This window comes from Salibacterium sp. K-3 (assembly GCF_054052005.1).
The window spans coordinates 297382-310504 of the sequence record NZ_JBSVZE010000002.1 but is presented as its reverse complement, the minus strand read 5'-3'; the positions used below and the strand labels follow the sequence as shown (position 1 = coordinate 310504).

The window sequence follows — 13123 nt, the reverse complement described above, 5'->3', positions numbered from 1 at the left end:
CATGGACTACGTTACGGTCGGCGTTATTGGAGCAGGGATCATTGCGGAAGAACATTTACAGGCCGTCGAAGCGGTGGAAGGACTGCATGCCCTGGCCGCTGCTGATATTAATGAACAAAAAGCGGAAATGCTTGCAGAAAGGTATAACACGAAGAGCTATACCGATTATCAAGACATGATTAAAACGGAGACGCCTGATATGGTGATTATCACCCTGCCTCATTATTTGCACAAAGAAGCGGCCGTGTTTTCGGCGGAGCAGGGGTGTCATATTTTACTGGAAAAACCGATGGCATTGACTGTGGCCGAATGTCAAAAAATCATACAATCCGCCAGGGAAAACCACGTTCAATTGATGGTAGGGCATATTCAGCAATATTTTCATGAGAATAGAACGGCAAAACAAATCGTGGAACAAGGAGAGCTTGGTTCGCTGGTGATGATCAATGAAACACGGCATCTCCCTTATTTCACCAGGGAGCGTCCGCGCTGGTTTTTCGAATGTTCAAAAGCTGGCGGAGGCATTGTGATGAATCTTGGGGCTCATTGTATTGATAAGATCCAGTGGTTGCTGGATACTAATGTGTCCCGGGTGATGGCAGCGATGACGTATAAAGGCGATGAGGCAGGAGTGGCAGCGGATGTGGAGGGAAGCGGACTTTTATTCCTTCACACGGAAAGAGGGATTGCGGCTTCCATTTCTTTGTCTGGATATGAGGTCGTTCCAAAACAGGTGACAGAGCTGATTTTTACGAAGGGAATGATGAAAGTGGAAATCGGTAAAGGGGTTTGGGTGAGCAAAAGCGGAGTGTATGAAAAGGTTGCATCTACCAAGGAAACCCCGCCCTTTGTCAGGCAGTTAACGGATTTCCTCCGTGCAGTGAAAGGAGAGGGGACAGTAAAAAGGTCCGGGCCGTATGCTAAGTCGATTATCGAGGTCCTGGAGGCCGGCTACAAATCCCACGAGCAGGGAGGAATGGTTTCCTTACCATCAGAAAGGAGAGCGGATCAGTCGTGAATTGTTGGTTTAAAGGAGATATTCAAGGTCTTCAGTCAGGAATAGAGGAATGGGAGAAAGCTTTGGACTTTTCTCTTTCAAAGGAAGGCATTCCTATCACGGTGAAACGGGAAGATACAAGTAGTCTGCGCGTGTCTTTGAAAGAAGGAAAAGGTGAAATTCGTTACAGCCAAACCATTCACTTTTTCCGGGCACTGGGACTGTTTTTAGAACATGCCGGGAGGCGCAGCACGTTTCAGATTGAAGAACATCCTCAGTTTGAATCGAATGGAATCATGCTCGACTGTTCCCGGAATGCGGTGATGAAACCGGAGCAGGTCAGGAAACTGATCCGTATAATGTCCATGATGGGCCTGAACAGGCTGATGCTTTACATGGAAGATACGTATGAAGTAAAAGACCAGCTGTATTTCGGTTATATGCGCGGGAGATACAGCCGCGAAGAATTGAAGCAGCTGGATGAATATGCCTGCCGGTTCGGGGTGGAAATGGTCCCGGCGATACAGACCCTGGCCCACTTAGCGACGTTCCTGCGCTGGGATGCTGCGGCAGGTTTGAGGGATACCCCGGATATTCTGCTGGCCGGCTCCGGCGAAACGTATACGTTTATCGAACAGCTGATAGAGTCTGTCAGCTCTCTATTCCGCACATCCCGCATCCATCTGGGCATGGATGAGGCCCATTTTTTGGGGCGGGGGGAGTATTATAAAAAGAACGGACCGAGACCAAGCTTTCAAATCATGAATGAACATTTGCATGAAGTATTGAAGATAACGAGGGAAAAAGGGCTGCAGCCGATGATCTGGAGTGACATGTATTTCAGAATGGCTTCCGTTAAAGGTCATTATTATGATGAAAATGCGAACGTTCCACAGGACGTTATAGAGAATATGCCAAAAGATGTCCAATTTGTATATTGGGACTACTATCACGAAACAGAAGAAGTGTATAGAAGCTTTCTGCAAAAGCATAAAGCCTTTGGACGGCCGCCGCTGTTTGCAGGAGGATTGTGGACGTGGAATGGAATAGCTGTGAATTATAAGAAAGCGTTTCAAACCACGGATGCTGCAATGGCGGCCTGCAAGAAGGAAGGGGTGGCCGATGTATTCGCCACGATCTGGGGGGATGACGGTCAGGAAACCGATCCATTTACGAGTCTCGCGGGAATACAGTTGATGGCAGAACACGGGTACGTCAGGGAAGTGGAAAAAAAGAAGGTGAAAGACCGGTTTCGTTTCTGCACAGGAGCCGATATGGAGGCATTTATGACGTTAGGAGAGTTGGATCAACCTCCTGGAACGGCGGAAGAAATACAACTCGAACCGGATAACCCTTCGAAGTTTCTGTTGTGGCAGGACCCCTTGATGGGGCTATTTGATAAAGAAGCGGGGGAAATGGGGCTTCCGCGTTTTTACCAGGAGCTCGAAGGCGACTTGGAACATATGAAAAAGAAGGCAGGACAATGGGCTTTTCTGTTTGATGTACCCTCCCGGATATGCTCGGTCCTCAGCTTGAAAGCTGAACTTGGTGTAAAGATGAAGCATGATTATGAAAAAAACGAGAAAGACCGGTTACGCATAATGGAACAGGATATCCTGCCGGAATTGAAACGACGCATTGAAACGTTGAGGAAGCAGCACTATGAGCAATGGATGAAGATCCATAAACCGTTTGGATGGGAAGTGCTTGATATTCGATATGGCGGCTTAATCGCGAGAATTGATACGACGCAGCGTAGATTGGCCGACTACTTGGATGGAAACGAGGCATCTCTGGAGGAACTGGAAGAAGACCGGCTTCCGTATTCCGCCACGCAGCAAAGCGGGTATGTGAGAAATAACATGTATAAGCAGATTGTCACCCCCAATGTCTTTTAATTATTCTCTGCCCTGAAAGGGGGTGTTATATAAAATATTTGTAATTTTCATAATATTAAGTATTCATTTTAAAATGAAAGAGGTGGAAAGTATGGAGAAATTCAGAAGGAAGGTATGGATCCTGTTGATTGTAACGCTGATCGTTGGCAGTGTTCCGGCAACGGGTTTGGCGGAAACGACGTCCGGCAAAGACAAGGGAATGTGGGCATGGTTTCCGAATGAGGATATCAACACGGAAAAAGCGCGTCAGGATCTGGTTGAATTTTCAAAGGAAAAAGGTATAAATGTGATTTATCTCAATATTGGAGTACGGGAGGATGTCCCTCAGGTCCCACCGTTCCCTTACCGCCATATGCATCCCAAATTCGGTGTTGGGAAACAGGAAGGAATCCCTTATCTGCAATTGCATCCAAAACAATACCAAAAGTTTATTAAACTGGCTCACGAAAATGATATCGAAGTCATTGCGTTGGATGGGAATTCGGAATGGGCCAAGGAAAAAAACCATAAAACACCTATTAAACGTATGATCCAGGTGGCGAAGTATAATAAATTTTCAAAGGAAGAAGAGCAGTTTGACGGAATACAAATGGACATTGAACCTTATTTACTGGACGAATGGGAAACAGAAGAGCGCAGCCAGCTCATCCAGGATTATTTAAACGGACTGAATAAACTTGATCGTATTGCAGCAGCTCACAATATGGATTTTATGATCGCGATGCCGTTTTGGTTTGACGGGGACGAATATGTAAGCGATTACAATAATGTAACCAAACCATTATCGGATCATGCGATGGACACCGTAGATACGGTTGCAATTATGGCCTACCGTGATTCAGCGGAGGGAAAGGATTCCATGATGTACCACTCGGAACATGAACTGGAGTACGCGGACGAAAACGGAAAAACTGCTGTTATCGCAGTCGAAACACAAAATTTAGAAGGCATCGTGGAACCCTATTATGAAAAGGTGTCCTATTTTGAAGAAGGAGAAGCTTATATGAACGACAACCTGGAAATCGTAGATGCAGCCTATGCAGACCATCCGGGATACGGGGGGCAGGCCATCCACAAGTACCAGAGTTACCGGTCGATGAAGCCTTAGAATCCGGAAGAGGGTGGCCAATCTGGCTTCACCCTCTCCTATCATGGATGCAGGTGGACAGGGTCGATGCCCTGTCCTTTTTTCCGTTAATTGTAATGTGAAATTTTGATAGAATGAAAATGTTTCCATCTTACAACATGGTGCAGGAGGCATAACATGAAGATCTACCGCGTTTTTATCGTGATTATTATGGTGATCACGGTGTGCTGGGTGCTGTTTGGTGACACGGACGGGACGGAGCTTGTTTTGATGTGTCTTGTAACCGCTGACCAAGTGTTTGAAGGTATTCATGACATCAGAAAGAACGAAAAACCCCGCCGGGCACGAACGAAGGTGGCAGTATCATCCGTGCTGTGCGTAACTTTCGCGGTTCTCTTCCTGTTTGTTTCCATATAGAAAGAGAAAATGTCCACTACATCATTTTATTGACCACTTTCCCGGGGAACGCCGGGGGAAGTGTCCAAAAGAAAAATTTACGAGACATCCGCCAGGTATTTCAGAAAATGTTGTCTACAAAATCAGGATAATGGACAGGGCGCCGGCGTTCTTGTCCGCAAAACGAAGCGTCAATGGTGATTGACGTTTCTTTCCATATACTATATACTACATTACATGACTAATGCACTGACTTAGAAAGTAGGGGAGGCTGTGATTTTTCCATCGGATGATTCCAGGCCGATCTATATACAGATTGCGGAGTGGATCGAGACAGAAATTCTGAAAGAGCATCTGGCGCCGCATGAACACGTCTATTCGCAGTACACACTGGCGGAGCGCTTCACGATTAATCCGGCGACGGCGGCGAAGGGCCTGACGAAGCTGGCGGAGGAAGGCATCCTGTACGACAGGCGCGGGATGGGGAAATTTGTCGCGGAAGATGCCAGAGAGAGAGTTATTCATAAGCGCCGGTCCCATACGCTGAAAAAAATGATATCGGATCTCGTACGGGAAGCAGAGCGGCTGGAGCTGTCGGAGGAGGAACTGATGCAGATGATCAGGGAGGAAATGAACGATAGGGGGAACGGAACATGAGCGCGGTCCATGCAGAACATCTGACGAAAACATACCGCGGGGAAGCGGCGGTCGATGATATATCCTTTTCGATACCGGATCAGACGATGACCGGAGTGATCGGGAGAAACGGCGCCGGCAAAACGACACTGTTGAAAATGATAGCCGGTTTTGTCCGTCCGGATGGCGGAAGCTTGCACGTAGGCCCGGAACAACCGTTCAACAACCTGCAGGTGTCGGCGGAGACGATCTTCATCGAAGATACGATGAACTGGCCGACGGCGCTTCGGCTCGGGGAACTGCTCGAAGAAGGGAAGCGGTTCTATGAAAACTGGGATGAGACGCTGCCGGAACGGTTATTTGATTACTTCGGCCTGCATAAGAGACAGATACACAGGCAGCTGTCGAAAGGAAAGAAAAGCACGTTTAACATGATTTTCGGGCTCGCGGCGCGCTGTCCGCTCACGCTGCTCGATGAACCGATGACGGGAATGGACGCGGCGGTGCGTCAGGATATGTACCGGGCGCTTCTGAAAGAATACCTAGCTTATCCGCGGACATTCCTGATTTCAAGCCATCATATGGAGGAAGTCGAAGACCTTCTCGAAGATGTGCTGCTGCTTGATGAGGGACAGAAACATCTGCATCTGTCCATGGAGGCGCTTCGTGAAAAAGTGATCGGACTGACCGGAGACAGCATGCTTCTGACGGAATGGACAAAACGGCACCGGGTGCTGCATTCGGCAGCTGCGGGAGCAAAAGAGGACTATGCTGTGGTGGAAAACGATTTTTCCGAAGACGAACGCCGGCAGATGGAACGGGTCGGTATTACGTTTTCTGCTGTTCCGCCGGTGCATGCGGCTGTTTATCTGACGTCTAAAACAGAAAGGAGCATTGATGATGTCCTCGCACGCGATTAAAAAAACGACGGCCATCAGACGGCTTTTTCTTTTCAAGTGGCGGGCGTATGCGGAAATGCTCAGTTCGCTTTTGCTGCTGCAGGTGTTTGCCGTACTGCTTGCTTCCACGGTTTTCAGCGCGGTGACGAGCTCACGTTTTCAGGAAGGATTCCGGGTGAGTATGGACACGTATTCCTCCGATATCGTGATCGCGTTCACGATGATGTGGGCACTGTTCAGCGCGCTTAACGTAACAACCAGAGCGTACCGGGAAGATGATTTCCTGTTTGTGACGAACCGGTTCACGAGTCATGCTTCCACGATTCTGTTTTTATGTGCGGCGGGGACCCTGGGAGGAGTGACAGCGGCATTTTCTTCCTTTCTCGTACGGGTACTTACCTATTACCTGCACGACGGCGTCATCGTAAGCGCTGCGCCGGCTCCGGGGTTGTTTCTCATGGGAGCAGCGGCGGCAGTCGGTTACGTGCTGCTATTTATGGCGGCGGGATATCTTGCGGGGATTATTATCCAGTGGCACCGTTCGTTTAAACTGATTCTTCCGGCATTAGTAATCGGGATTCCGGTGCTTCAGGGGGCAGAGAACATCGGGGTACAGCTTCGGGCCTTCTTTTACCTTGAATCGTCGTTTCCTCTGTTTGCAGGAAAAGTTATCGGCATGCTGGTGCTTCTCTTCGGAGCGGCGCTGCTGCTTGCGGATCGATTGGATGTGAAAAACGGATGATTAATGTAATCGTAATGGTTTTGCTGCTGATTGCCGTCTTGTCGTTTTTCAGCAAACGGCGGTTTGTTTCTGAAAAATGGGTCACGGGACGGAAAATCTTCTGGGTGTTCGGAGGATATGTGCTGGTGCTTCTTCTTTCAACGGCTCATTACAGCCTTTTTCTCACCGGATCGGCGTCGTCGGAACAGACCCTGTCGCCGTCCCACGTTCAGGAGGAAGCGGAAAAGCTGCGGCAGCAGGCGGCAAGCGGCAGCCTGGATGCTATCGAAGACGATTACCTCCGCAACGAATGGACGCTGGAGCCGGTAGACGAGGTGCTGCTTCTTAAAGCAGATACAAGCGAGCTTCCCGTCTACTATGTGAAGGGATCCTACGAACAACCGTCCGCGGCTTATTACCAATCACCGTCGGTCATCAATGGAGAGCAGGCGGTGACAGAATATCAGCCGACGATCGAACAGAACGTTAACATTCTTTCGGTCTATACGGATCCGAAAGTAACGGAGGAGAGGAATTACGCCGGCTACAAGAAAGAATTCCCAATGCTGCCGTTTGACTCCTCCGTTGATCAAGGCGATCCGTACAATCTGAATCTCGGCTACGGTGTGCTGATCGTGAACGTGCCGGAGCAGCTGGATGTCGAGGGAGAAGGATTCGTACAGCAGGCAGGGACAGAAGAATAAAAACAGGGGTGCTGCTTCCCCGGCAGATAATGAACACGTTGGTGTGTGAAATGGCCGGTAAATGAGGATTAGAGACATTTTCATGGGAGCCGGGCGGAAAATGTCTGCAATGTAAAAATACCGGACATTTTCTCAGGCAGCCTGTCCGTGAACCATAAATCGTGGACACTTTGCTGCGGAAAGTGTCCACAACATCAGCATAGCTGAAGAACAAAGCAAAACACTCCCGGCCGGACAACCGGGAGCGCCTGTCATTGAAGCGGTTTTGTTTGTTCATGAGACTCCATAGAAGCGGGGCGGACGGCTGCAGTTTCTGGCTGCTCACGGACCTGTACGACATAAATCAAAGTGTCGAGTTTTTTCTCCATCCGGTGCAGGAGATAAAACGCGATCACCGTGCTGATACCGTACTCCCCGACAGCGTTCAGCCCCACATCCATCACGGCACCTCCTTTTGTTTTTGTGAAAAAGGAGCTGTCTCCATTTGACAGCTCCTTTGACGAAATTAAAATGGGCAGAAACGGAGGGCGGCGACTCCAGCGGGAAGAGCAGCAGCTGAAGATTCTATCAGACGGGGGACCGTCTGATGAAGCTGAAGCGCTGCCCGTGGAAAGCGTCCGCCTGCAGTGGATGCCTTATTGCTTCTTATCCTTCGTAAACCGTGTCCACGGTACGTTCCACGATGCGGGCGTCCCGTTTGGCGGTGATGCTGCCGCCGGAAGAGAAAAAGATGTCTTCATTCAGTACCGCGTCCATCGCGGTTTCGACCGCCTGCGGATCCGCCGGTTCCACCGGGGCATCCAGCGATACCGTGACATTCCGGCCTTCCTCGTTGGAAAAACGCATTTCGAGGCGTTTGCTCATGAGTGTTTCCTCCTTTCTAATCCTGATATCGGTTCAGGTTATTCGGTGATGTCGTACTCATTTGTACGAGTGACCGCAATTACCGGATGTTCCTGCAGCACGCCTACTGCATTGGCCACGGTCAACAGAGACGCATCTCCCGCTTCTGTTTTGACATTGTTGAAGTTTTTCTGTTTGAAGATGGTCTCGCCGAATTCATCCATGCCGGCAATGAATTCAAGCGTAAGACGGGAATTGATCATTTCAGCCATCGGCTCTCCCCTCCTTTCACGTTATACATAAGGAAAAAAGGGAAAAAGAGGGGGGAGACAGAAAAAAACAGCCGGAAACAGGCAGGCATCCAGTTTGCCAGATTCTTTCAACAAGCGTATAATTTACAATTCACGTAAATCATGAAAGAAAAGAGGAGCTATACAACCAATGAGTGAGGGAGAGAATTACAGCCGGGTATTGATCGCAGGACTGTTAATTGCGGGATCGTTCGTGGCGATTCTGAACCAGACGCTGATGATAACGGCGATTCCGCCCATCATGGAAGAAATGAATATCAGCGCGAACACCGGCCAGTGGCTGACGACGGTGTTTATGTTGATCAACGGTATTATGATACCGGTTTCAGCCTTTCTTATTGAGAAATTTACGACGCGTCAGCTGTTTATGACAGCGATGAGTGTGTTCGCCGCAGGCACGCTGCTCGGCGGACTGGCGACGAATTTTCCGTTTCTGATCAGCGGGCGCGTGATTCAGTCGGCCGGAGCGGGTGTTATGCTGCCGCTCATGCAGACGATTTTCCTGTTAATTTTTCCGGTGGAAAAGCGGGGAGCTGCGATGGGATACATCGGGCTCGTTATTTCATTTGCACCGGCGATCGGGCCGACCCTGTCCGGATGGGTCACGTCCCATTATGACTGGCGCCTTCTGTTCTGGGGCATTTTCCCGCTGGCGTTGATCATGATTGCCGTCGCCTATTTTGCGATGAGAAACGTAACGGAACTCAAACATCCAAAAGTCGATCCGATCTCGATCAGCCTTTCCACGCTCGGTTTTGGCGGTCTCTTGTACGGTTTTACGAGTGCGGGCAACAACGGCTGGGGCAGTCCGTTGACCGTCGGCGTACTGATTGCCGGAACCATATTGATTATCCTGTTTATCCTCCGCCAACTCAAGCAGGCGCATCCGATGCTGGAGTTCCGGGTGTTCCGGCAGCGTATTTTCACGTATTCGACGATTATTTGTATGGTCGGATTTGTCGGCCTGATCGGTCTGGAAACGCTGATTCCGCTTTATATGCAGAACATGCGCGGATTCAGCGCGATGGAATCGGGGCTGGTGCTGTTCCCGGGTGCCTTGATCGCCGGACTCATGTCGCCGATTACAGGACGCATTTTTGACCGGATCGGGGCGAAAGCGCTCGCCATTCCGGGCTTTATTCTCATGGCGGTCTCGACGTTCGGCTTTCTGTTTATCGGAACCTCGACGACGATGGCTTATTTAATCGTGCTGTACGCGGTGCGGATGCTCGGCTTTTCGATGGTCATGATGCCGGTCAATACTGCCGGGCTCAACCAGATTCCGCCGAAACTGATTCCGCACGGGGCGGCGGTGACGAATACGACGCGCCAGCTCGCGGCGTCCATTGGAACCGCGGTGCTTGTCACCGTCATGACAACCTCGGCCCAGTCAGCGGAAAACTGGTCTATCGTGGAACACACCGATATTTTCGGCGCCAAAGTGGCGTTCTGCGTCCTGTTCGTCCTGACAGCAGGCGCGCTGCTGCTGTCGTTCAAGATGCAGCGCACCTATCCGCCGACCGATGAAGAGTGGGATGCGGAAATGGCACAACGAAGCAGCACCTCTTCATAAAAAGATTTCCGTGAAAATGGTACACTCACATGAGCGAATGGGATGATACAATACAAGGGTGGGGGGATTGGATGACACAACAGTCTACGGAAGCAAAATTAAACCATGCTGAAAATGAAGTAATTGACGCGATTGCCGAAACGATGGATCTGTACGGCATCACCCCGTCCATCGGCCGGCTTTACGCCACCATGTATTTTAAGCACGAGCCGATGACCCTCGATGAAATGAAAGATGAACTCGGCATGACCAAACCGAGCATGAGCACCGCGGTGCGCAGCCTGCAGGATATACAGATCGTACGGAAGACCTGGCAGAAAGGCTCCCGAAAAGATCATTTCATGGCGGAAAAAGATTTCTTTAACTATTTCACCCGCTTTTTCGGAATTAAATGGAAAAGGGAAGCCGACATGAACCTCAGTGCGATTCACGAAGCGCAGGCGGAACTAAGAGACGTCATAAACGATGAAAACATAGATGAACAGATGAGAGTCAGGGCAAAGAAAGATCTCGAGCAGCTGAATGACTATCAAACATACTGTCACTGGCTGCAGAAGCTCGTCGGTGCCATGGAATCCGGTGAAATTTTCAACATGCTGCCGATAGATGACGACATGAATAAGATAAATGAGAAATAGCTGTTTAACGCCGGGGAAAAAGGATATGTTCTGGAACAGAAAGAGAAAATCAACACCCAGCCATAGAAAGGAACCCATCGATGTTATCTTTTTCCAGACAGGCCGTAAAGGCGTTTGTTTATATTATCCTCGCGCTGTTTGCGGTCGGGGGTTCATTTTTTCTTTTTGCTGAACTGGCCGAAGAAGTGCTGGAGGATGAGAAATTCGCGGTGGACCGCAGGACGGCGGAGCTGATGTCTTCCATCCAGACCGGCTGGCTGGACACGCTGATGGCATGGCTCACCGAACTCGGCTCGGTACCGCTGTTGACAACCGCATCGATTCTGTTAAGCGTCCTTATTTTTTTGGTGTACCGGAGAAAATGGTGGCGCCTGCTGTATTTTGCCGTAGCCATGATCGGCATCAGCATTTTGACGAAAGTGCTGAAGCTTACGTTTGAACGGGAGCGCCCGGATCTGCTGGAGCAGTTCGACGGCACCGGCTTCAGCTTTCCGAGCGGTCATTCCACCGGACCGATGGTGTTCTACGGGTTTCTCGTCTATCTCATTGCCCGGAGTGCCTTGTCCCATACTGCAAAATGGCTGTTGAACAGTGTGCTTGTGCTGCTGATCCTGCTTGTCGGATTCAGCCGCGTCTACCTGAATGTCCATTATGTGACCGATGTGATCGGCGGTCTCGCTCTCGGTCTCTGCTGGCTCGTCGTCTGTCTTTTAATTCTTGAATTCACCTTGTGGAGAAGACGCCGCGCATAGGGAGGGGCGTCCTGTATATAAACAGCAACGGCCTGGGACCTGATCGTTTTATCAGATCCACAGGCCGTACGTTTCATTCTTCTTTTCGCTTGCCGGTGCTGTTCTTCTCTGTGGCAGGATTGCTACTCTTTTCGCTCGATTTTACTTCTTCAATCTCTACACTGCAGCAATCTTTGCTGGATGATTTTGAGAACAGCTTTATCAAGCCGGACTTTTTCTCAGCCATGTCTGTCACCTCCTTTACAGAATGATCTGTACCAGAAATCCTGTACCGATGGCGGCAGCGAGTATCGATACGACAAACGCAGTGGTTAGTTTTCTTTTGAATAACCTGCTCAACAACACCACTTCCGGTATGCTTGCTCCAGCCCCGCCTATCAAAAGCGCAATTACCGATCCAACGCTCATTCCTTTGCTTAGTAGAGCATCGCCGATAGGAAGCATCGCTTCGACGCGGATATACATCGGAATCCCAAGCACCGATGCCGCCGGAATTGCCCAGGGTTTATCGCTTCCTGCATAGGATGCAATCATGTCCCGGGGCACGACGTCATAAATGAATGATCCGATAAACACACCCAGAATAAGAAAAGGCAGGATTGGATAAAAGAAGGACCATGCGTCTTGAACCGCTGTTTTCCATAAAGGAACATGGGTGTCATCGTTTGGACGGTCTCCTTTTCGTACTCTGACTTGTTTCACAGAATGCTGGAATCCCAGTTTTTCCAGGACAAAACCGATCAGTATAGCAAACAGGGCGGTAATAACGGCATAATGGAGCGTTAATTCCCAACCTGTTAATGTCCACATCAAGAGAAGAACGACCGGATTCAGCAGGGGAGATGCGATTAAAAAGGACATAGACGGACCAAACGGCGCTTTTGACGATAATAGTCCGGCGAGAATAGGAATGGTGGAACAGGAGCAGAACGGAGTCAACGCCCCTAATCCTGTACCGTAAAGATAGCCGCTCCATGGATTCGGCCGGTGCAGAATACGTTGAATACGATCTTCTGTCACCTTCTGCTGCAGCAAACTCACGAGAAAGCTGATTACAATAAATAATGCGGTTAACTCAATGAAAAGGGTGAAAAATGTCTGCAAAAAGCCATACATGATATTCTCTCCTTTGAACATCAATAATTTTTGATATATAAATCAAAAAAAATTGATTTTTAGATGAAAAATTTTTATTTGTTTTCCGGGTAAAAGATACAGCACAATTCTTCCGATAACAGGGCTCTCACTTCTTTTTCATTTAAGCGGTAATAATTCCAGGTGCCGATCTTTTCTCTTTCAATCAAATGGACGTCCAGCAGAATTTTCAAATGATACGATAACTTGGACTGCGGCAGACCGACAATATCGGTTAAGTCACAAACACATATCTGTCCCTGTTGGTTTAATTCATATAGTATTTTCAGACGAAGCTGATCGGACAGGGCTTTAAACTTTGCTTCATACGTTTTAAACAGTTCTTTTTGATCTGCGTCGGTGATAGAATGTGATACGGTCACAACTGCCCTCCTTTTCCATCAAATTTATTTGATTTAATGCCATTATATCATTATCATCTCACCATGCAACTGTTATTATTTATCAGATTTTTTAAATGGATAGGGGAGAGAGTTGAAATATTGACGTTTCGGAATCCAGCGCTCGGATGTG

The 13123-nt window shown here is 49.0% G+C and carries 17 protein-coding genes; 11 read left to right on the top strand and 6 right to left on the bottom strand.

All coding sequences use genetic code 11. The features are described 5' to 3' along the window. The first annotated feature begins 1 nt into the window (after position 1). From ACW9JV_RS13675 to ACW9JV_RS13640, 8 genes are all read left to right on the top strand, one after another. Positions 2-1018 carry a Gfo/Idh/MocA family protein gene (locus ACW9JV_RS13675; RefSeq protein ID WP_457335371.1) on the top strand — a complete coding sequence of 339 codons (1017 nt, stop codon included), beginning with the start codon at positions 2-4 and terminating at the stop codon, positions 1016-1018. Further along, complete coding sequence (locus ACW9JV_RS13670) at positions 1015-2895, top strand: family 20 glycosylhydrolase (protein ID WP_457335369.1); 1881 nt, start codon at positions 1015-1017, stop codon at positions 2893-2895. Before ACW9JV_RS13675 ends, ACW9JV_RS13670 begins: the two co-directional genes overlap by 4 nt. Before the next feature lie 91 nt (positions 2896-2986). Continuing rightward, positions 2987-4003 carry an alpha-amylase family protein gene (locus tag ACW9JV_RS13665; protein ID WP_457335367.1) on the top strand — a complete coding sequence of 339 codons (1017 nt, stop codon included), beginning with the start codon at positions 2987-2989 and terminating at the stop codon, positions 4001-4003. A gap of 156 nt (positions 4004-4159) precedes the next feature. After that, positions 4160-4399, top strand: a complete 240-nt coding sequence (locus ACW9JV_RS13660; RefSeq protein WP_457335366.1) for a hypothetical protein — start codon at positions 4160-4162, stop codon at positions 4397-4399. Between the two features lie 252 nt (positions 4400-4651). Then, positions 4652-5035 (top strand): GntR family transcriptional regulator, encoded by a 384-nt coding sequence (locus ACW9JV_RS13655; protein ID WP_457335364.1) that lies wholly within the window; start codon positions 4652-4654, stop codon positions 5033-5035. Next, positions 5032-5934 carry an ATP-binding cassette domain-containing protein gene (locus ACW9JV_RS13650; RefSeq protein WP_457335362.1) on the top strand — a complete coding sequence of 301 codons (903 nt, stop codon included), beginning with the start codon at positions 5032-5034 and terminating at the stop codon, positions 5932-5934. The genes ACW9JV_RS13655 and ACW9JV_RS13650 overlap by 4 nt, the downstream gene beginning before the upstream one ends. Continuing rightward, positions 5912-6655, top strand: coding sequence for a hypothetical protein (locus ACW9JV_RS13645; protein ID WP_457335360.1), 744 nt, complete (start codon positions 5912-5914; stop codon positions 6653-6655). The genes ACW9JV_RS13650 and ACW9JV_RS13645 overlap by 23 nt, the downstream gene beginning before the upstream one ends. After that, a complete protein-coding gene (locus ACW9JV_RS13640; protein WP_457335359.1) occupies positions 6652-7338 on the top strand; it encodes a hypothetical protein in 687 nt (228 codons plus the stop codon). The genes ACW9JV_RS13645 and ACW9JV_RS13640 overlap by 4 nt, the downstream gene beginning before the upstream one ends. A 251-nt stretch (positions 7339-7589) precedes the next feature. On the opposite strand, the gene ACW9JV_RS13635 is transcribed toward ACW9JV_RS13640, so the two are convergent. The 3 genes from ACW9JV_RS13635 to ACW9JV_RS13625 all read right to left on the bottom strand — a co-directional run bounded on the left by ACW9JV_RS13635 (position 7590) and on the right by ACW9JV_RS13625 (position 8453). Next, on the bottom strand, positions 7590-7778 hold the full coding sequence (locus tag ACW9JV_RS13635; protein WP_457335357.1) for a YvrJ family protein: 189 nt from the start codon (positions 7776-7778) through the stop codon (positions 7590-7592). Between the two features lie 205 nt (positions 7779-7983). Further along, the gene (locus ACW9JV_RS13630) at positions 7984-8202 is read right to left on the bottom strand and encodes a DUF2922 domain-containing protein (RefSeq protein WP_457335355.1); all 219 of its coding nucleotides are present in this window, start codon (positions 8200-8202) and stop codon (positions 7984-7986) included. A 38-nt stretch (positions 8203-8240) separates the two neighbouring features. Next, a complete protein-coding gene (locus ACW9JV_RS13625; RefSeq protein WP_457335353.1) occupies positions 8241-8453 on the bottom strand; it encodes a DUF1659 domain-containing protein in 213 nt (70 codons plus the stop codon). 169 nt (positions 8454-8622) lie between these two features. Here ACW9JV_RS13625 and ACW9JV_RS13620 point away from each other — a divergent pair, with 169 nt between their 5' ends. The 3 genes from ACW9JV_RS13620 to ACW9JV_RS13610 all read left to right on the top strand — a co-directional run bounded on the left by ACW9JV_RS13620 (position 8623) and on the right by ACW9JV_RS13610 (position 11455). Beyond that, complete coding sequence (locus ACW9JV_RS13620; protein WP_457335351.1) at positions 8623-10065, top strand: MDR family MFS transporter; 1443 nt, start codon at positions 8623-8625, stop codon at positions 10063-10065. Between the two features lie 71 nt (positions 10066-10136). Beyond that, on the top strand, positions 10137-10703 hold the full coding sequence (cudC, locus tag ACW9JV_RS13615) for a choline uptake/conversion transcriptional regulator CudC (RefSeq protein WP_457335349.1): 567 nt from the start codon (positions 10137-10139) through the stop codon (positions 10701-10703). Between the two features lie 80 nt (positions 10704-10783). Further along, positions 10784-11455 (top strand): phosphatase PAP2 family protein, encoded by a 672-nt coding sequence (locus tag ACW9JV_RS13610; protein ID WP_457335347.1) that lies wholly within the window; start codon positions 10784-10786, stop codon positions 11453-11455. A gap of 73 nt (positions 11456-11528) precedes the next feature. On the opposite strand, the gene ACW9JV_RS13605 is transcribed toward ACW9JV_RS13610, so the two are convergent. From ACW9JV_RS13605 to ACW9JV_RS13595, 3 genes are all read right to left on the bottom strand, one after another. Then, positions 11529-11681: a hypothetical protein gene (locus ACW9JV_RS13605; RefSeq protein WP_457335345.1), complete on the bottom strand. Its 153-nt coding sequence runs from the start codon at positions 11679-11681 to the stop codon at positions 11529-11531. Positions 11682-11695: 14 nt separating this feature from the next. Beyond that, on the bottom strand, positions 11696-12571 hold the full coding sequence (locus ACW9JV_RS13600) for a permease (RefSeq protein ID WP_457335343.1): 876 nt from the start codon (positions 12569-12571) through the stop codon (positions 11696-11698). A 74-nt stretch (positions 12572-12645) separates the two neighbouring features. Beyond that, the gene (locus ACW9JV_RS13595; protein WP_457335341.1) at positions 12646-12972 is read right to left on the bottom strand and encodes an ArsR/SmtB family transcription factor; all 327 of its coding nucleotides are present in this window, start codon (positions 12970-12972) and stop codon (positions 12646-12648) included. Positions 12973-13123: the final 151 nt, after the last annotated feature.

Bases quoted from the DNA above. Each gene is read 5' to 3' on its own strand.
- ACW9JV_RS13620 (WP_457335351.1), top strand. From the start codon at position 8,623: ATGAGTGAGGGAGAGAATTACAGCCGGGTATTGATCGCAGGACTGTTA.
- ACW9JV_RS13610 (WP_457335347.1), top strand. From the start codon at position 10,784: ATGTTATCTTTTTCCAGACAGGCCGTAAAGGCGTTTGTTTATATTATC.
- ACW9JV_RS13630 (WP_457335355.1), bottom strand. From the start codon at position 8,202: ATGAGCAAACGCCTCGAAATGCGTTTTTCCAACGAGGAAGGCCGGAAT.
- ACW9JV_RS13625 (WP_457335353.1), bottom strand. From the start codon at position 8,453: ATGGCTGAAATGATCAATTCCCGTCTTACGCTTGAATTCATTGCCGGC.
- ACW9JV_RS13645 (WP_457335360.1), top strand. From the start codon at position 5,912: ATGATGTCCTCGCACGCGATTAAAAAAACGACGGCCATCAGACGGCTT.
- ACW9JV_RS13605 (WP_457335345.1), bottom strand. From the start codon at position 11,681: ATGGCTGAGAAAAAGTCCGGCTTGATAAAGCTGTTCTCAAAATCATCC.
- ACW9JV_RS13650 (WP_457335362.1), top strand. From the start codon at position 5,032: ATGAGCGCGGTCCATGCAGAACATCTGACGAAAACATACCGCGGGGAA.
- ACW9JV_RS13675 (WP_457335371.1), top strand. From the start codon at position 2: ATGGACTACGTTACGGTCGGCGTTATTGGAGCAGGGATCATTGCGGAA.
- ACW9JV_RS13660 (WP_457335366.1), top strand. From the start codon at position 4,160: ATGAAGATCTACCGCGTTTTTATCGTGATTATTATGGTGATCACGGTG.
- cudC (WP_457335349.1), top strand. From the start codon at position 10,137: ATGACACAACAGTCTACGGAAGCAAAATTAAACCATGCTGAAAATGAA.
- ACW9JV_RS13665 (WP_457335367.1), top strand. From the start codon at position 2,987: ATGGAGAAATTCAGAAGGAAGGTATGGATCCTGTTGATTGTAACGCTG.
- ACW9JV_RS13600 (WP_457335343.1), bottom strand. From the start codon at position 12,571: ATGTATGGCTTTTTGCAGACATTTTTCACCCTTTTCATTGAGTTAACC.
- ACW9JV_RS13635 (WP_457335357.1), bottom strand. From the start codon at position 7,778: ATGGATGTGGGGCTGAACGCTGTCGGGGAGTACGGTATCAGCACGGTG.
- ACW9JV_RS13640 (WP_457335359.1), top strand. From the start codon at position 6,652: ATGATTAATGTAATCGTAATGGTTTTGCTGCTGATTGCCGTCTTGTCG.